We start from the raw sequence: 16,309 nt of genomic DNA, 5'->3' as shown, positions 1-16,309 counted from the left end.
GGAAATCTACATTATGGCAATGGATATTCGTAAAATCAAAAAATTGATCGAATTAGTTGAAGAATCAGGCATTATGGAATTGGAAATCTCCGAGGGAGAAGAATCCGTTCGTATTAGCCGTGGTACACCGGCACCAACTGCGGTGCAATACCAACTTCCAGCAGCGGCTCCAGCTCCAGTCGCACCAGCTCCAACAGCTACGGCAACAGCAACAGTAACGCCAGCACCTGCTGCACAAGAAGTATCAGGTCACCAAGTGCGTTCGCCAATGGTGGGAACATTCTATCGTAGCCCAAGTCCAGAGGCAAAAGCCTTTGTGGAAGTGGGACAAGCGGTGAAAGTGGGCGATGCCCTTTGTATCGTGGAAGCCATGAAGATGATGAACCGCATTGAAGCGGACAAAGCTGGTGTGGTGAAAGCCATTTTAATTAATGACGGTGATGCGGTTGAATTTGATGAACCGTTAATCGTGATTGAATAATATTTTCTAATGGGCGGTATTGCCCATTATTTTTATCTTCCTCAATTTTAATCTGGAATAATCTTATGTTAGAAAAAGTGGTTATTGCCAATCGCGGTGAAATTGCCTTACGTATTTTACGTGCATGTAAAGAACTCGGCATTAAAACCGTTGCGGTACATTCTACCGCCGACCGTGATTTAAAACATGTTTTATTGGCTGATGAAACCGTATGTATCGGCCCCGCCCCATCAACCAAAAGTTATTTAAATGTGCCTGCGATTATTGCAGCCGCTGAAGTGACCGGGGCGGATGCGATTCACCCTGGTTATGGTTTCTTATCGGAAAATGCGGATTTTGCCGAACAGGTCGAATGTTCAGGCTTTACCTTTATTGGTCCAACTGCTGATGTGATTCGCTTAATGGGCGACAAAGTGTCCGCTATTAATGCCATGAAAAAAGCGGGCGTGCCTTGTGTACCGGGTTCCGATGGCCCATTGGGTTCGGATATGGCGAAAAATAAAGAAATTGCCAAACGTATCGGTTTCCCTGTGATTATTAAAGCCTCCGGTGGCGGTGGCGGTCGTGGTATGCGTGTGGTGCGTAATGCGGAAAGCCTTGAAGAAAGTATTGCCATGACCAAAGCGGAGGCCAAAGCAGCCTTTAATAACGATATGGTGTATATGGAAAAATACTTGGAAAACCCACGTCACGTGGAAATTCAAGTATTAGCCGATACCCACGGCAATGCAGTGTATTTAGCGGAACGTGATTGTTCAATGCAGCGTCGTCACCAAAAAGTAGTAGAAGAGGCACCGGCACCAGGGATTTCTGAGCAAGTTCGCCAAGATATTGGCTCACGTTGTGCCAATGCTTGTGTGGAAATTGGTTATCGTGGAGCGGGTACTTTTGAGTTCTTGTATGAAAACGGTGAGTTTTATTTTATTGAAATGAATACACGTATTCAGGTAGAACATCCTGTGACAGAAATGATCACGGGCGTAGACTTGGTAAAAGAGCAGCTACGCATTGCGGCTGGCTTGTCACTTTCAATTAAACAAGCGGATATTAAAGTCAAAGGTCATGCGATTGAATGCCGTATTAATGCGGAAGATCCAAAAACATTCTTACCGTCACCGGGTAAAGTGGTGCATTTGCATTCACCGGGTGGATTAGGTGTGCGTTGGGATTCCCATGTGTATGCTGGTTATACCGTGCCACCGCATTATGACTCCATGATTGCGAAATTAATTGTGTATGCCGACACCCGAGAGGGGGCGATTCGCCGTATGCAAAATGCTCTATCCGAAACCATTATTGATGGGATTAAGACCAATATTCCGTTACATCATTTAATTTTGGAGGATAAGAACTTCCAAAAAGGTGGAGCGAATATTCATTATCTCGAGAAGAAGTTGGGTATTTCAGAATAGTAAAAAGAGAGTGGAACGTCAGGATCCACTTTTTTATTAGGAGAGAACATGACATTACAACAACGTTATCGGCAAGCCGCACGTGAGGCACGTTGGGCGTTAGGATTAACCATTCTTTACATGATTGGCTGGGCAGTTTGTGCTTATTTGCCAGATAACAGTGCAGGCCCCTTGGGTTTTCCTTTGTGGTTTGAATTATCTTGTATTTATCTGCCTGTCTTGTTTATTGTGGTGGCTTATTGGCTGATTAAAATTGTGTATCAAGACATTGATCTTGACATTTCAACGGAAAAGGACCGCACTTTATCAAATTCGCAAGATAAGGACATCACATCATGAACTTAGGGATTATTTTTCCTTTAATTATTTATTTAGTGTTTGTATTTGGTGCTGCAGTTTATGCGTACGTAAAACGGTCAAAAGGTGATTTTTTAACCGAATACTATGTGGGAAACCGCTCCATGACCGGCTTTGTGTTAGCCATGACCATTGCCTCAACCTATGCCAGTGCCAGTTCTTTTGTGGGAGGGCCGGGGGCCGCCTATAAATATGGCTTGGGTTGGGTGTTGTTAGCCATGATCCAAGTGCCAGCGGTGTGGTTAGCTTTAGGGGCGTTAGGCAAAAAATTCGCCTTGTTATCTCGTGAAAGTAAGGCATTGACAATCAATGATTTACTGCTTTATCGTTATAAAAATAAAGTCCTTGTTTGGATTGCAGGTATTGCCTTATTAATTGCCTTTTTTGCCGCCATGATGACCCAATTTATCGGCGGTGCTAGATTGTTATCCACCACTATCGGGATTTCTTATACCAGTGCCTTGTTAATTTTTGCGGCCACTGTTGGCATTTATACCTTTATTGGCGGATTCCGAGCCGTCGTGCTGACGGATACCATTCAAGGCACCGTGATGATTTTAGGTACCTTGATTTTACTCGGTGCGGTCATTTATGCCACCGGTGGGCCAGAAAGTGCGGTGCAAAAACTGACTGAAATCGATCCGCAGTTAGTCAGCCCTTATGGCCCCAATGACATGCTAGGCTTTCAATTTATGGCATCATTTTGGGTGTTAGTCTGCTTTGGCGTGGTGGGCTTGCCTCATACCGCCGTGCGTTGTATGGCGTTCAAAGATAGCAAGGCTTTACACCGTGGCATGTTAATTGGCACCATTATTCTTAGCGTGATTATGTTAGGCATGCACTTGGCTGGTGCGTTAGGACGAGCCGTTATTCCGGATCTAACCATTCCCGATCAAGTGATCCCAACCCTAATGTTGCACGTGTTACCGCCGATAGTGGCAGGGATTTTCTTGGCGGCTCCCATGTCAGCGATTATGTCCACCATTGATGCGCAATTAATCCAATCCTCAGCAATTTTCGTGAAAGATTTGTATTTATCCGCCAAACCAGAAATGGCCACCAATCAGAAAAAAATCAGTTGGTTTTCTTCCATTATCACGCTGACCATTACGTTGCTTTTGGTGCTGGCGGCTTTAAATCCGCCTGATATGATTATTTGGCTAAACTTGTTCGCCTTTGGTGGACTAGAGGCCGCCTTTTTATGGGTGATTGTGCTTGGCATTTATTGGGATAAAGCCAACGCCACAGGGGCCATTAGTTCTATGGTGACAGGTTTGGCTTGTTATATTTTGTTGGTGCAATTAAAAGGCGTGGATTTAACGTCCTTGCCTGAGGCTTTGCAATATGTGGTACAAGGGATTAAATTATTCAGCAAATTCCACGAAATCGTGCCGTCTTTGGTGTGGGGGTTTATTGCGTTCTTAGTGGGCAATCGGTTTGGGGTGAGAAACTAAATAACCTAGCACTTACATACTAGGTTAAGCATTGTGACGCTACTCCGTAGCGGAGCATCGTCACTTCGTTAGCCCTGTACGCAAGTGCAGGGCTTATTCATTCTCCAAGCTATCCTTAAACGCCAAATATTCTTCCAATAATTCAATTGCACTTAAACAGCGTTCACGGCGTTGTTTGGTGCTTGCAATTTGTGGCTCAATAACCCTTTTTTGCTCTGCGGTGGCAAGGCTGAATTCAATTTCTTGCTGTGCTAATTTTTCATTGAGGGCATGCAAAGCCTCATAATATTTGACCAATTTTTCACGTGGTGGCAGTAATTCAATTTGTTGGCGTAGCTGATCACGTTTATTTAAAACAGGTTTCTTTTCTACCGCAGTTTGTGGGGTTTGTAATAAGCGAATGGCATCTTGTAATGCGGTGTATTGTGCGACCAGTTTTTCCGTGAAAAAGGCAAATTGAGCCTGATCCTGTTCGCTAAGTCGTTGCAGTTGTTGGAAACATTGTTGCATCTCATTCAAATAGAAATCAACGGTTTGAAAATTCTCACTAAATAACATGGGGTCGAATTTGTTATAAAGGGTTTCTTGTTTGAGATGTACATATTGTTGTGCTAATTCAACAATATATTGATTTAATTGGCCTAAAAGTGCGGTGTGATTTTTCATATTTTTATGGAGAAATCCCCCTAACATTCATTAGGGGGAAAAGGGGTTAAAGAACCATGGCGGCAATCCAGCCGAATGCAATTAATGGAATGTTGTAGTGTAAGAATGTCGGCACCACGCTGTCCCAGATATGGTCATGTTTGCCATCTACATTTAAGCCAGATGTTGGGCCTAAAGTAGAATCCGAGGCTGGTGAACCTGCATCACCTAAAGCGGCTGCGACCCCCACAATAGACACCGTAGCGAGTGGTGAGAATCCCACTGCAATACATAATGGCACATAAATAGAGGTGATAATCGGCACCGTAGAGAATGATGAGCCGATCCCCATGGTGATAAATAACCCCACCAATAACATTAAGAAAGCGGTAAGTCCTTTATTATTTTGTCCAAGGCCTTGGCTAAAGACTTCCACTAATTGTGTCACGCCACCGGTTTCATTGATTACATTGGCAAAACCCGAGGCGGCAATCATCACAAAGCCGATCATGGCCATTAAACGTAAACCTTGTTGGAAAATATCGTTGCTTTCTTTTAAGCGGAAGATACCACATACCGCAAAGATGATTAAGCCGGCCAAACCGCCAATAATGGTGGAGCTAGTGAATAATTGTAATGCAAAGGTGACCACGATAGCCACCACGCTGACCCAAACGTGGAATGGCTTGATGTTGGCAATATGTTGCTCAATTTCAGCGGTGGTCGGTTCTGCGGTAGTGACGGCATATTCTCTCGGTTTACGATAGCTGACAAAAATAGCAAATAATAAGCCTAAAATCATGCCCGTGACAGGAATCGCCATGGCCATGGAGACTTCAGCAACACTGGTATGTACGCCTAATGACGCTCCCACTTCATTGATATTTTTAACTAAAATGCTTTCAATAAAGATTTTCCCAAAGCCCACTGGCAACAACATATAGGTGGCCGTTAAACCAAAGGTTAACACACAAGCCACGGCACGGCGATCCAGTTTTAAGCGGTTAAAAATACTTAATAACGGTGGCACCACAATAGGAATAAAGGCAATATGCACTGGCAACAGGTTTTGAGAGGAGATTGCAAACGCCACTAAAACGGCCAAAATAAAATACTTAAAACCAGCGACGGAACTGCCACTCGGTTGTTTGCCAAGGCGTTTGATCACTTTGTAGGCGAGTAAATCGGTGATACCCGATTTAGAAATCGCCACGGCGAACGCCCCTAAAATAGCGTAGTTCATGGCCACTTCGGCACCGCCACCTAAACCGCCGGTAAACACTTCAATGGTTTTAGATAACCCAAGACCACCGGTTAAGCCTGCGGTTAAGGCAGAAATCACTAAGGCGATCACGACATTGATACGTAATAAACTCAGCACGAGCAATACGATGATGGAAATAACAACAGGATTGGTCAGCATAGATTTTATGTCCTTATATTTATAATGAATGATTTAAATGTACTCAAAAAAATGAATTTGTCTAGGGGATTTGAAAAATTTTTATAAAAATAACCGCACTTTTTTGAATTAAATAAGGAATGTTCAATAAAGTGCGGTAAAAAATAAGGAATTTTTATTTTGTATCAACAATATGCGGAAATCCACCCAGTTGTTTAAGGTGGTTCACCATATAACAAAATAATTCTGCGGTACGTTCGGTATCGTATAAGGCAGAATGGGCTTGTTTGTTATCAAAGGGGATCTTGGCCACTTGACAGGCTTTCACTAACACGGTTTGACCGAACATTAAGCCGCTTAAACTGGCCGTATCCATGGTACTAAAAGGATGAAACGGATTACGTTTGACCCCTGTTCTTTCCGCTGTCGCCATGATAAATCCCTGATCAAAGGCCGCATTATGTGCCACGATAATCGAACGCTGACAATCGGCATCTTTTTGTCCACGACGCACCAGTTGAAATAGACCCGTAATAGCGTCTAATTCTGAAACCGCCACCGCCTGACGGAGCGGATTATCTAAATCAATACCATTGATTTTCATGGATTCAGGGTTAATATTCGCATTATGAAAAGGCTTAATGTGGCAATGATAGGTTTGATCCATTTCGAGCAAACCTTGATCATTCATTTTTAAGGTAATCGCCGCCAATTCTAACAACGCATCTGTCTGACAATTCAGCCCAGCCGTTTCCACGTCAATAATCACTGGGTAATAACCACGAAAACGATTTTTCAGTAAGTGATAATCAGGGATTTTATTTTCTTCTGTCATAAATAATAAGTCACCAAAAGTCCCCTCTCCCTCTGGGAGAGGGCTAGGGTGAGGGTTAATTGCCTAAGGCCGATTTTGCTTGTTTATTTTCGATAAATTCGATTTTGTAACTGTCTGGATCTTCCACAAAAGCAATAACCGTGGTGCCGCCTTTGACAGGACCTGGTTCACGAGTGACATTGCCTCCAACGGCTTTCACAGCCTCACAAGTGGCATAAATATCATCAACACCGATAGCAATATGCCCATAAGCGGTGCCGAGTTCGTATTGTTCCACGCCCCAGTTGTAGGTTAATTCAATCACGGCTGATTCGTCCTCGTCTGCATAACCTAAAAAGGCAAGGGAATATTTGTATTCGGGATTTTCGCTGGTGCGTAACAAACGCATGCCTAATACGTCTTGATAAAATTTAATGGAACGCTCTAAGTTACCGACACGTAACATGGTGTGTAAAATTCGCATGATTTTTTCCTTTCTACTAAAAAAAATTTGTGGCAATTATGCCACAAATTTGCGTAAAAATCAGGTTTTAATCGGCTTATTCTGCGTCTTTATATTCCGCCATAAACTCTTGGGCTTTTTCCACCATGTTTTTTGAACCGATAAATAACGGTACACGTTGGTGCAGTTCATTTGGTTGAATATCTAGGATTCGACCATAACCATCACTGGCTAATCCGCCGGCTTGTTCGGCTAAGAATGCCATTGGGTTGCCCTCATAAAGTAGGCGAAGTTTGCCGTTTGGATAATTGGTCGCACTTGGATAAATATAAATGCCACCTTTTAACATATTACGGTGGAAATCCGATACCAATGAACCGATATAACGTGAGGCATAAGGGCGTTGTGTGGCAGGATCTTCTTCTTGGCAATATTTGATGTATTTTTTCACCCCTTGTGGGAATTTAAGATATTGCCCCTCATTAATAGAGTAAATTTTGCCTGAATGTGGCATTTGGAAGTTTTCATGGGATAGGCAAAATTCCCCTAAAGTTGGGTCATAAGTAAAGCCATTTACGCCGTTGCCCGTCGTATAGACTAACATCGTCGAGGAGCCATACACCACATACCCCGAGGCCACTTGTTTATTCCCTGGTTGCATAAAGTCCTCTAAGGTAACAGGCGTACCAAGTGGAGTCACACGGCGATAAATAGAGAAAATCGTCCCCACTGACACATTCACATCAATATTAGATGAACCGTCCAGTGGATCGGTTAAAATCACATAACGTGCATTACGCCCACGTTCGGTGTCAAAAGCCACGATTTCATCTTCTTCTTCGGAGGCAAAACCGGCCACATCTTCACGAGCCATTAAGGCATGTTTAAAGGTGTCATTGGCAATCACATCCAGTTTCATTTGGCTTTCACCTTGCACATTTTGGTTGCCTGCATAACCTAAAATATCATTGGTTAAACCGGCTCGATTAATGTCACGGTGAATCACTTTGGCCACTAAACGAATGGAAGAAAGAATACCCGATAACGCCCCTTTGGCATTCGGGTATTCGGCTTGTTTTTCAATAATAAACGCATCTAAGGTTTTCATAATTAGCATCTCATTTTAATAGTAGAAAGAAAAGTTAGGTATTTTTCACCGCAGTTTATAGACGAAACCACCCTGTTGGATTATGATAGCAACATTCCAGTTTTATCAACATGACAAATATTCAAATATGTGATCTAACGCACAAATTTTTATCTTATTTGTCTATTTTCAATCAGATTAAAGAGCAAAAAATGACAAAACAACATATTCATATTTTAGGCGTGTGTGGTACTTTTATGGGCGGTGTCGCCATGATTGCCAAACAAATGGGCTATCATGTCACTGGTTCAGATACCAATGTGTATCCGCCTATGTCCACATTTTTAGAGCAAAGTGGCATTGACATTATTCCCCATTTTGAAATTTCTCAACTGCAACCGGCTCCCGATATGGTGATTGTGGGCAATGCCATGAAACGTGGCAACCCTTGTGTCGAGTATGTGTTAGAAAATCAACTGCCATTTATGTCAGGACCGCAATGGTTGCATGATCATTTATTGCGTAATCGTTGGGTGTTTGCGGTTTCAGGTACGCACGGCAAAACCACCACCACAGGCATGTTAACTTGGATTTTAGAGCAAAATGGCTTAAATCCAGGTTTTTTAATCGGCGGCATTGCGGGTAATTTTGGTGTTTCTGCACGTTTTACTGACAGCCCTTATTTTGTGATTGAGGCAGATGAATATGATACGGCCTTTTTTGATAAACGTTCTAAATTTGTCCATTACAACCCAAAAACCTTAATTATCAACAATATCGGTTTCGATCATGCGGATATTTTTGATGATTTACAGGCGATTCAACGCCAATTTCACCATATGATTCGTACCATGCCACAATCTGGCCTAGTGCTTTCGGTGGCGGAAGAACAAAGTGTGAAAGAAACTTTAGACATGGGTTGTTGGTCCGCACAACAATTTTTAGGCAAAGCTCAAGAATGGCACGCTGAACGCATTAGCCATGATTGCACCCATTTTGTGGTGTTCCACAAAGGCGAAAAGGCCGCTGAAGTGCAATGGAACATTGTCGGTCAACACAATATGCACAACGCTTTAATGGCCATTGCGGCTGCACATCATGCCGGCATTTCCGTGCAAAATGCAGCCCAAGCCTTGAGTTCCTTTGTGAATGCAAAACGTCGTTTAGAAGTCAAAGGCACCGTAAATGGCGTCACGGTTTATGATGATTTTGCCCATCACCCAACAGAAATTCAAGCCACGTTGACCGCACTTCGTGACAAAGTCGGCGGTGGCGTGCGAATCTTAGCCGTGCTAGAACCGCGTTCCAACACCATGAAAATGGGACATCATAAAGATGAAATTGCCCCAGCGTTAGTGCGAGCCGATAATGTGTTTTTACTGCAACCGGATAATATTCCTTGGGAAGTGGCCGAAATTGCCGCCGATTGTGTTCAACCTGTTAAATGGGCTGCCAATGTGGATAAACTGGTGGAGTTTGTGGTGGCAGAAGCCCAACCGACAGATCATATTTTAGTGATGTCTAATGGTAGTTTTGGTGGGATTCATCAGAAATTGCTAGATGGGTTGGCGAAGTAAAATCGCTAAATAAAAATAGTACAAAAAGCACCACAATTTAGGCCTAAACTGCGGTGCTTTTTAATGATTTTTTTACAATTTTTGTGATCTTGATTCCAAAAGCAAACAAATGATCTTGGTTTCTACTGAGATATTCCTAAAATTCACTCACCATAACAACCGTGCTGTGTCGTTGCAAATCCGTTTGCTGGGCGTATAATATAACAGCACACTGCACTAAAGGTGAGTGAGCAATGATTATTTCTTTTAAACATAAAGGGCTAGAACGCTTTTTTAGGACAGGTTCAACCGCTGGGATTCAGGCGAAGCATAAAAATAAATTAAGTTTACAATTGTCAACCTTGGATGATGCGGCATCGCCCTTAGATATGAATAAGGCAAATTGGAATTTACATGCGTTAAAAGGCGATTTAGCAGGGCATTGGTCAATTAGCGTAAGTGGAAATTGGCGTTTAACCTTTAAATTTAATGGCGGAAATGCCGAAGTTGTTGATTATCAAGATTATCATTAGGGAGTTGAAAAATGGAAATGTACAATCCGCCCCATCCAGGCAAAATTTTAAAAGAATATATGGGTGATATTAGCGTAACGGATATGGCGAAACATTTAGGTGTACCAAGTTCAGAGTTAAGTCAGATTTTAAAGTGCAAAAAAGGGATTTCTGCAGATATGTCGTTACGTTTAAGCAAGGCTTTTGATACGCATGATGAACTCTGGTTAAAATTGCAAAATAAATACGATTTGTGGCAAGCAAAATATGGAAAGAATGTGACTTATCAACAAATTAAACCTGTGTTTACTGCTCCGGCTTATGCTTAAAAATACATAAAAAACTACCGCAGTATCAAACTGCGGTAGTTTTTAGGATTTTTTTAATCCGCCGAATAATACAACTTCCCAATCTCAATCCGTTCACGGCCTGTTTCTAGTCGCCATTTGTTGCTGTCACGCAAGGAATACACGCAGCCGCAATATTCTTGTTGATAGAAACGTTCACGTTTACTGATTTCAATCATGCGAGCCGAGCCGCCGCCTTTTCGCCAGTTGTAATCCCAATAAACCACGTCATCATAATGGCTGGCGGCACGGTGGCCACAGTCGTTGATTTGGTTCATGTCTTTCCAGCGAGAAATGCCTAAGCAGCTGGTAAATACAGGAAACCCATTTTCATGTGCATATTGAGCGGCTTTTTCAAAACGCATGTCAAAGCACATGGTGCAACGGATGCCTCGTTCGGGTTCCCATTCCATACCCTCGGCTTTTTTAAACCAGGTTTTACGGTCGTTTTCGTAGTCATCATCCACGTCAATAAAAGGAATATTATGTTTTTCTGCAAAGCGAATATTTTCTTCTTTGCGGATCATGTATTCTTTTAATGGGTGAATATTGGGGTTGTAAAAATAAATGGTAAATTCAATGCCCGAGGCTAAAATCGCCTCCATGACTTCGCCTGAACAAGGGGCACAACAAGAATGTAATAACAATTTATTGTGGCCATTTGGCAAGTCTAATTTCGGGCGAACGAAAGGGGCGTTGGGATCCTTGCGTTCTTTACGTTTTCTTTGTTTCGGTTCAAAGTGAATTTGATTATTTTCCATATTAATAACTTCTGTCCACAGATAAATAAGCCAAGGAAATCAAGGCTTGTTTGTAAATACTATCAGGCAATACGGCAATGGCATCTACGGCATTTTGCGCCTCTTGTTTAGCTCGTGCCATGGCATGATCTAAGGATTTATGTTCCGCCATAATCGCCAATACGTCATCAATAATTTCACGCTGACCGCCTTGTAAAATGGCGTTGCGAATCAGTTCACGTTGGCTTGCTGTACCTTGTTGCATGGCGTGTAACAATGGCAATGTCGGCTTGCCCTCGGCTAAATCATCACCCACATTTTTGCCCAATGCCACGGCATTCGCACTGTAATCCAACACATCATCTACCAACTGAAATGCGGTGCCAACATAGCGACCGTAAAGCTGTAAGCCACGTTCAATTTCTTTGTTTGCATTCGCCAATACCGCTGCCGCCTGAGCTGATACTTCAAATAAGCGTGCGGTTTTGCGGTAGATCACTTTCATGTAATCTTCTTCTGAAGTATCCGGATTATGCACATTCATTAATTGTTGCACTTCGCCCTCGGCCAGTACATTGGTGGCATCGGACATGATTCGTAACATTTTTAATGAATTTAATTTTGCCATTAATTGAAAGGCACGAGTATAGATAAAATCGCCCACTAAGACGGCTGCTGCATTGCCAAACTCTGCGTTCGCTGTCGGCTTGCCACGGCGTAGCTCAGATTCATCTACTACATCATCGTGCAACAGACTGGCGGTGTGAATAAATTCAATAAAGGCTGCACTGGTGGGCATTTGATCGCCTTGATAATTCACCGCTTTTGCTGCCAATAGGGCAATGGTCGGACGAATGCGTTTGCCACCGCCTTGAATAATATAAAAGCCGAGCTGATTCACCAAGGGCACGTCAGAATTAAGCTGGGCCAAAATTTCTTCATTGACTTTCTGCATATCCGCTTCAATCAATGCTTGGATAGCTTGTTGATCCATTAAATTGTTTTGCATAATATTGTTTATTTTTAACCAAAAGTGCGGTTGATTTTACCTGATTTTTTGGGATTACTAAAATAAAACCGTCGCAAAATCCGCATAATTTCGACTTTTTTTATTTTATTGCAAATTAACGCTTGCCATTTTGATGAATTTTCCGTAGAATTTGCGACCTATTTATATGATTTTGATGTGCTAAAAATGAACTAAAACATTATTCAGCACAAATTTAGCGGAGTATTTATGTACGCAGTTTTCCAAAGTGGCGGCAAACAACACCGAGTAAGCGAAGGTCAAGTTGTTCGTTTAGAAAAACTTGAACTTGAAGTCGGCTCAAATGTTGAGTTTGATTCAGTGTTAATGGTCGTTAATGGCGAAGATATTAAAATTGGTGCCCCAGTTGTGACTGGAGCGAAAGTAGTGGCTGAAGTAGTAGCGCAAGGTCGTGGCGATAAAATTAAAATCGTTAAGTTCCGTCGTCGTAAACACAGCCGTAAACAACAAGGTCATCGTCAGTGGTTCACCGAAGTGAAAATCACTGGGATTTCAGCATAATTTCAGAGGAGTTATAGAAGATGGCAACTAAAAAAGCTGGTGGTTCAACTCGTAACGGTCGTGATTCTGAAGCTAAACGCCTTGGTGTAAAACGTTTTGGCGGTGAATCTGTATTAGCAGGTAGCATTATCGTTCGTCAACGTGGTACTAAATTCCACGCAGGTTCAAATGTAGGTATGGGTAAAGACCACACTTTATTTGCAACCGCTGATGGTAAAGTGAAATTTGAAGTGAAAGGCGATAAAAGCCGTAAATATGTGAGCATCGTCACAGAATAATCTTCAAATTAAACCAAATTAAAACGCCTTACTCTGCTAAAAAAGTAAGGCGTTTTTGTTTTTTTAGCGTAAAATAAGTGGCATGTTTTACACGGGAAGTTAGCTATGCAACAAAATCCGATTTTAGGCTTTTTCTTGTCACTCACGGCAGCAATGGCGTGGGGAGCATCGCCGATAGCGTTAAAACAAGTGCTTGCGATAGTCGATTCTCCTACCACGATTTCCTACCGTTTTGCTACGGCAAGTTTGGTTTTGTTGGTGTTTCTCGCATGGAAAAAGCAATTGCCAAAATTAAATCAATTTAACCCGAGAGTGTTAGTTTTATTTCTACTTGGCGTGGTTGGCTTGGCTGGTAATTTCTTTTTGTATAATGCCAGTTTGATTTATGTAGAACCTGCGATTACCCAGATTTTTAGCCCCATTACCTCCTTTGGCATGCTTATCGCTGGAGTATGGGTGTTTAAAGAAAAATTAGGCATGCACCAAAAAATAGGATTGATATTGTTAATTATTGGCTTAGGTTTATTTTTTAATGAACGCTTTAGCTTATTTTTTACCCTCAATTTGTATTCTCTCGGGATATTTTTCGGTTTAAGTGCGGCAGTGATTTTTGTGTTATATGGTATTGCACAAAAAATTTTAGTGCGTTTTTTCAGCACGCCACAGATTTTACTGCTATCTTATTTTGCGTGCATGCTGACATTTTTGCCCCAAGCAAGCATTGGACAAGTGAGGGAATTAACCCCTTTCGCTTGGGGCTGGTTTATTTATTGTTGTTTAAATACACCGCTTGCTTTTGGTGCTTATGCGGAAGCCTTAAATCGCTGGGAAGTGTCCAAAGTCAGCGTTGTTGCAAGCCTAGGATCGTTATTTGTGTTACTGTTTAGTCATCTATTGCACTGGCTTGATCCACTGGATTTTGAGCGACCTGAATTTAACGCCTTAAGTTATATTGGGGCTTGTCTTTCCATAGTGGGTGTGATGTCATCTGCCATTGGACATAAATTTTATCGCACCGAAAATGTGAATAACGCATAAAAGTGCGGTGTAAAAAGCAAATATTTTTTCAACCTAAAAATTATAAATTATTCCATTTCGCTATAAAAACACTAATTTCTCATTTTTCACCCATTTCTAGTAATTGTTATTTTATTGATTTTATTCATTTATTTTTATTACCCCTTTTCTTTTTTCATTTCGCTATAAGTAATAACAAAATGTTTGGTTATAAGGGCTTGAACAACGGTATTTCTCCGCATAAGATAAAGCCACTTATTTATTTTATGGAGAATGACAATGTCAAATAGAAAAGAACTGGTGTTAGCAGCCTTGAATGGCAAGCCTGTAGAACGGATTCCATCAAGTTTTTGGTTTCACTTTTTAGATAATGAAGCAGGTGTTGATGCTTTTGAAAATCCCGCATTGATTGAACAGGTATTGGAGGGTGAAAAGAAATATATTGAAACTTTTAAACCTGATTTTGCCAAAATTATGACTGATGGTTATTTTCATTATAAACACCCACAAGTGGCGAATGCGAAACAAGTATCTGATTTAAAAAATTTACAGCCTTTAGCCGATGATGACCGCTGGTTTACCGATCAAATTGCCTATGCCAAAAAATTGGCAGATGCGTACGGTGATGAAACCGCTCTGTTCTACAATATCTTTGGGGCAAACTCCACTTTCCGCTTTATGCAACCTGACCCAACAAAGGGCGAAGCCTTGTTAGTGGAATGGATTAAACAAGATCCTGAAACCGTAAAACAGGCGTTAGATGTGATTTCCAGCGATTTAGCCAAATTGGCAAAACGGGTGATTTTGGAAGCGGGTGTAACGGGCATTTATTTCAGTGTGCAAAATTTGTTGGGCGAGGGTGTGAATGAGCAAACCTATCAAGAAATTTTAGCCCCTGGGGAAAAAGCGATTTTGAAAGCCGCCAAAGAAGCTAGCGAATACAATATTTTGCATATTTGTGGTTACGCAGGACATCGCAATAGCCTTGAATGGTACAAAGATTATGATGTAAAAACCATCAACTGGGCGGCGGTCGTGGAGGGTATTTCCCTTGCTGAGGGGCGTAAAATTTTCCCGAATCATTCCGTAATTGGTGGCTTTGGTAATTTGAAAACCGATCTTTTATATACGGGAACAAAAGAAGAAATTCAAGCAGAAGCTCGCCGTATTGTGGCAGAAGCAGGAAAAACAGGGGTACTTTTAGGGGCAGATTGCACAGTGCCAAAAGATATTGCTTGGGAAAGATTAGAATGGGTACGCGAAGCGTTACGTTAATTAATGATGATTAATAAATTTAGAGGATAGAAAAATGAATCTTAAAAAACTTTTTACGGTAGCACTATTAGCTTCATCTTTGGCGTTGGTCACAGGTTGTAATGATAAAAGTGAAACCAATAAAGCCCCCAATGCAGAGCCTGCAAAAAAACAAATTGTGGTGGCTCATACCAACTACTATGTACCTTATGACTATGTGAATGAAAAAGGCGAATCTGACGGTTTTGAGGTGGCAGTGTTTAAAGAAGTGGCGAAAAAATTACCACAGTATGAATTTAAATATACCCCAACTTCTGATGATGATCTGTTAATTGGGGTTGAGTCAGGCAAATACACTGTGGGGACGAAAGGCATTTGGATTACCGAAGCACGTAAGAAAAAATATGTGTTTCCTAAAAATAATATTGCCGCTAGTGTGATTGGTATCACTATTCGCAAAGAAAATGTGGATCAAATTAAAGATATTGAATCTTTTGCTAGATTTAGCGGAAAACTTGTGCCAATTGCACCGCAAGATGCCCGTTATATGGTGGTAGATTCTTATAATAGAGAACATCCAGACAATCCGATCAAGTTACTTCCATCAGAATCTTTCCAAATTTCTGATGCCTATAGCTGGGTACTTGAAGGGCGTTATGATGCTTATCTTGATGTAGAATTAAGTTATAAAAATAATATTAAAAATGATGATGCTCCTTATCACCAATTTAATGATCGTTTAACTTATGTGCGTTATAAAGGCATTCCAACTTACCCAATTTTCAATCGTAATGAACAGCAATTTGCTGATGAGTACGATAAAGCCATTGAAGCGCTTCGTGCAGAAGGCAAAATTGCCGAACTTGAATTGAAATATTTCGGTGAAAGCCTAAGTGATTATTTAAAATAATGTAATTAGGGCTGTTTTATCTTATTGAATA

General features: G+C 41.5%; 19 protein-coding genes. 12 read left to right on the top strand and 7 right to left on the bottom strand.

Translation table 11 applies throughout. The features are described from left to right. The first annotated feature begins 19 nt into the window (after window positions 1-19). From accB to panF, 4 genes are all read left to right on the top strand, one after another. Window positions 20-481, top strand: coding sequence for an acetyl-CoA carboxylase biotin carboxyl carrier protein (gene accB / locus ACTG7L_RS07420; protein ID WP_439328080.1), 462 nt, complete (start codon window positions 20-22; stop codon window positions 479-481). A gap of 65 nt (window positions 482-546) precedes the next feature. Then, a complete protein-coding gene (accC, locus tag ACTG7L_RS07415; protein ID WP_439328027.1) occupies window positions 547-1,893 on the top strand; it encodes an acetyl-CoA carboxylase biotin carboxylase subunit in 1,347 nt (448 codons plus the stop codon). A 48-nt stretch (window positions 1,894-1,941) separates the two neighbouring features. Continuing rightward, window positions 1,942-2,232 (top strand): YhdT family protein, encoded by a 291-nt coding sequence (locus ACTG7L_RS07410; protein WP_439239882.1) that lies wholly within the window; start codon window positions 1,942-1,944, stop codon window positions 2,230-2,232. Beyond that, window positions 2,229-3,704: a sodium/pantothenate symporter gene (gene panF, locus ACTG7L_RS07405; protein ID WP_439328026.1), complete on the top strand. Its 1,476-nt coding sequence runs from the start codon at window positions 2,229-2,231 to the stop codon at window positions 3,702-3,704. Before ACTG7L_RS07410 ends, panF begins: the two co-directional genes overlap by 4 nt. 93 nt (window positions 3,705-3,797) lie before the next feature. Here the strand turns inward: panF and priC are convergent, their stop codons facing one another. From priC to fbp, 5 genes are all read right to left on the bottom strand, one after another. After that, window positions 3,798-4,370 carry a primosomal replication protein PriC gene (gene priC, locus ACTG7L_RS07400; protein ID WP_439328025.1) on the bottom strand — a complete coding sequence of 191 codons (573 nt, stop codon included), beginning with the start codon at window positions 4,368-4,370 and terminating at the stop codon, window positions 3,798-3,800. A 46-nt stretch (window positions 4,371-4,416) separates the two neighbouring features. Further along, on the bottom strand, window positions 4,417-5,772 hold the full coding sequence (locus ACTG7L_RS07395; RefSeq protein ID WP_439328024.1) for a Na+/H+ antiporter family protein: 1,356 nt from the start codon (window positions 5,770-5,772) through the stop codon (window positions 4,417-4,419). A 154-nt stretch (window positions 5,773-5,926) separates the two neighbouring features. Beyond that, window positions 5,927-6,586 carry a ribonuclease T gene (gene rnt, locus ACTG7L_RS07390; protein ID WP_439328023.1) on the bottom strand — a complete coding sequence of 220 codons (660 nt, stop codon included), beginning with the start codon at window positions 6,584-6,586 and terminating at the stop codon, window positions 5,927-5,929. Between the two features lie 55 nt (window positions 6,587-6,641). After that, window positions 6,642-7,049, bottom strand: a complete 408-nt coding sequence (gene gloA / locus ACTG7L_RS07385) for a lactoylglutathione lyase (RefSeq protein WP_439328022.1) — start codon at window positions 7,047-7,049, stop codon at window positions 6,642-6,644. Window positions 7,050-7,125: 76 nt separating this feature from the next. Then, window positions 7,126-8,136 carry a class 1 fructose-bisphosphatase gene (gene fbp / locus ACTG7L_RS07380; protein ID WP_439239784.1) on the bottom strand — a complete coding sequence of 337 codons (1,011 nt, stop codon included), beginning with the start codon at window positions 8,134-8,136 and terminating at the stop codon, window positions 7,126-7,128. A 191-nt stretch (window positions 8,137-8,327) separates the two neighbouring features. Between fbp and mpl the strand changes: the two genes are divergently transcribed. The 3 genes from mpl (at window position 8,328) to ACTG7L_RS07365 (ending at window position 10,512) form a co-directional block, all read left to right on the top strand. Beyond that, window positions 8,328-9,692 (top strand): UDP-N-acetylmuramate:L-alanyl-gamma-D-glutamyl-meso-diaminopimelate ligase, encoded by a 1,365-nt coding sequence (mpl, locus tag ACTG7L_RS07375; protein WP_439328021.1) that lies wholly within the window; start codon window positions 8,328-8,330, stop codon window positions 9,690-9,692. A gap of 233 nt (window positions 9,693-9,925) precedes the next feature. Then, window positions 9,926-10,204 (top strand): type II toxin-antitoxin system RelE/ParE family toxin, encoded by a 279-nt coding sequence (locus ACTG7L_RS07370; protein ID WP_439328020.1) that lies wholly within the window; start codon window positions 9,926-9,928, stop codon window positions 10,202-10,204. A gap of 11 nt (window positions 10,205-10,215) precedes the next feature. Continuing rightward, a complete protein-coding gene (locus tag ACTG7L_RS07365) occupies window positions 10,216-10,512 on the top strand; it encodes a HigA family addiction module antitoxin (protein WP_439328019.1) in 297 nt (98 codons plus the stop codon). A gap of 53 nt (window positions 10,513-10,565) precedes the next feature. On the opposite strand, the gene ACTG7L_RS07360 is transcribed toward ACTG7L_RS07365, so the two are convergent. Both ACTG7L_RS07360 and ispB read right to left on the bottom strand, forming a co-directional pair. Then, entirely contained in the window at window positions 10,566-11,291 is a 726-nt protein-coding gene (locus tag ACTG7L_RS07360; RefSeq protein ID WP_439239781.1) for an epoxyqueuosine reductase QueH, read from the bottom strand. A 1-nt stretch (window position 11,292) separates the two neighbouring features. After that, a complete protein-coding gene (ispB, locus tag ACTG7L_RS07355; RefSeq protein ID WP_439328079.1) occupies window positions 11,293-12,264 on the bottom strand; it encodes an octaprenyl diphosphate synthase in 972 nt (323 codons plus the stop codon). Between the two features lie 243 nt (window positions 12,265-12,507). Between ispB and rplU the strand changes: the two genes are divergently transcribed. From rplU to ACTG7L_RS07330, 5 genes are all read left to right on the top strand, one after another. Next, complete coding sequence (gene rplU, locus ACTG7L_RS07350) at window positions 12,508-12,819, top strand: 50S ribosomal protein L21 (RefSeq protein ID WP_439239780.1); 312 nt, start codon at window positions 12,508-12,510, stop codon at window positions 12,817-12,819. A 20-nt stretch (window positions 12,820-12,839) separates the two neighbouring features. Next, window positions 12,840-13,097 carry a 50S ribosomal protein L27 gene (gene rpmA / locus ACTG7L_RS07345; RefSeq protein WP_005634356.1) on the top strand — a complete coding sequence of 86 codons (258 nt, stop codon included), beginning with the start codon at window positions 12,840-12,842 and terminating at the stop codon, window positions 13,095-13,097. Between the two features lie 105 nt (window positions 13,098-13,202). Continuing rightward, complete coding sequence (locus ACTG7L_RS07340; RefSeq protein ID WP_439328018.1) at window positions 13,203-14,135, top strand: DMT family transporter; 933 nt, start codon at window positions 13,203-13,205, stop codon at window positions 14,133-14,135. A gap of 258 nt (window positions 14,136-14,393) precedes the next feature. After that, complete coding sequence (locus ACTG7L_RS07335) at window positions 14,394-15,389, top strand: uroporphyrinogen decarboxylase family protein (protein ID WP_439328017.1); 996 nt, start codon at window positions 14,394-14,396, stop codon at window positions 15,387-15,389. A 34-nt stretch (window positions 15,390-15,423) separates the two neighbouring features. Continuing rightward, entirely contained in the window at window positions 15,424-16,278 is an 855-nt protein-coding gene (locus ACTG7L_RS07330; RefSeq protein ID WP_439328016.1) for a transporter substrate-binding domain-containing protein, read from the top strand. Window positions 16,279-16,309: the final 31 nt, after the last annotated feature.

This window comes from Lonepinella sp. BR2357, assembly GCF_051851525.1.
Taxonomy (GTDB): domain Bacteria; phylum Pseudomonadota; class Gammaproteobacteria; order Enterobacterales; family Pasteurellaceae; genus Lonepinella.
Note: the sequence above shows the minus strand (reverse complement) of the source record. Positions and strands in the feature narration are given on the sequence as shown.

Bases quoted from the DNA above. Each gene is read 5' to 3' on its own strand.
- accB (WP_439328080.1), top strand. From the start codon at position 20: ATGGATATTCGTAAAATCAAAAAATTGATCGAATTAGTTGAAGAATCA.
- accC (WP_439328027.1), top strand. From the start codon at position 547: ATGTTAGAAAAAGTGGTTATTGCCAATCGCGGTGAAATTGCCTTACGT.
- ACTG7L_RS07410 (WP_439239882.1), top strand. From the start codon at position 1,942: ATGACATTACAACAACGTTATCGGCAAGCCGCACGTGAGGCACGTTGG.
- panF (WP_439328026.1), top strand. From the start codon at position 2,229: ATGAACTTAGGGATTATTTTTCCTTTAATTATTTATTTAGTGTTTGTA.
- priC (WP_439328025.1), bottom strand. From the start codon at position 4,370: ATGAAAAATCACACCGCACTTTTAGGCCAATTAAATCAATATATTGTT.
- ACTG7L_RS07395 (WP_439328024.1), bottom strand. From the start codon at position 5,772: ATGCTGACCAATCCTGTTGTTATTTCCATCATCGTATTGCTCGTGCTG.
- rnt (WP_439328023.1), bottom strand. From the start codon at position 6,586: ATGACAGAAGAAAATAAAATCCCTGATTATCACTTACTGAAAAATCGT.
- gloA (WP_439328022.1), bottom strand. From the start codon at position 7,049: ATGCGAATTTTACACACCATGTTACGTGTCGGTAACTTAGAGCGTTCC.
- fbp (WP_439239784.1), bottom strand. From the start codon at position 8,136: ATGAAAACCTTAGATGCGTTTATTATTGAAAAACAAGCCGAATACCCG.
- mpl (WP_439328021.1), top strand. From the start codon at position 8,328: ATGACAAAACAACATATTCATATTTTAGGCGTGTGTGGTACTTTTATG.
- ACTG7L_RS07370 (WP_439328020.1), top strand. From the start codon at position 9,926: ATGATTATTTCTTTTAAACATAAAGGGCTAGAACGCTTTTTTAGGACA.
- ACTG7L_RS07365 (WP_439328019.1), top strand. From the start codon at position 10,216: ATGGAAATGTACAATCCGCCCCATCCAGGCAAAATTTTAAAAGAATAT.
- ACTG7L_RS07360 (WP_439239781.1), bottom strand. From the start codon at position 11,291: ATGGAAAATAATCAAATTCACTTTGAACCGAAACAAAGAAAACGTAAA.
- ispB (WP_439328079.1), bottom strand. From the start codon at position 12,264: ATGGATCAACAAGCTATCCAAGCATTGATTGAAGCGGATATGCAGAAA.
- rplU (WP_439239780.1), top strand. From the start codon at position 12,508: ATGTACGCAGTTTTCCAAAGTGGCGGCAAACAACACCGAGTAAGCGAA.
- rpmA (WP_005634356.1), top strand. From the start codon at position 12,840: ATGGCAACTAAAAAAGCTGGTGGTTCAACTCGTAACGGTCGTGATTCT.
- ACTG7L_RS07340 (WP_439328018.1), top strand. From the start codon at position 13,203: ATGCAACAAAATCCGATTTTAGGCTTTTTCTTGTCACTCACGGCAGCA.
- ACTG7L_RS07335 (WP_439328017.1), top strand. From the start codon at position 14,394: ATGTCAAATAGAAAAGAACTGGTGTTAGCAGCCTTGAATGGCAAGCCT.
- ACTG7L_RS07330 (WP_439328016.1), top strand. From the start codon at position 15,424: ATGAATCTTAAAAAACTTTTTACGGTAGCACTATTAGCTTCATCTTTG.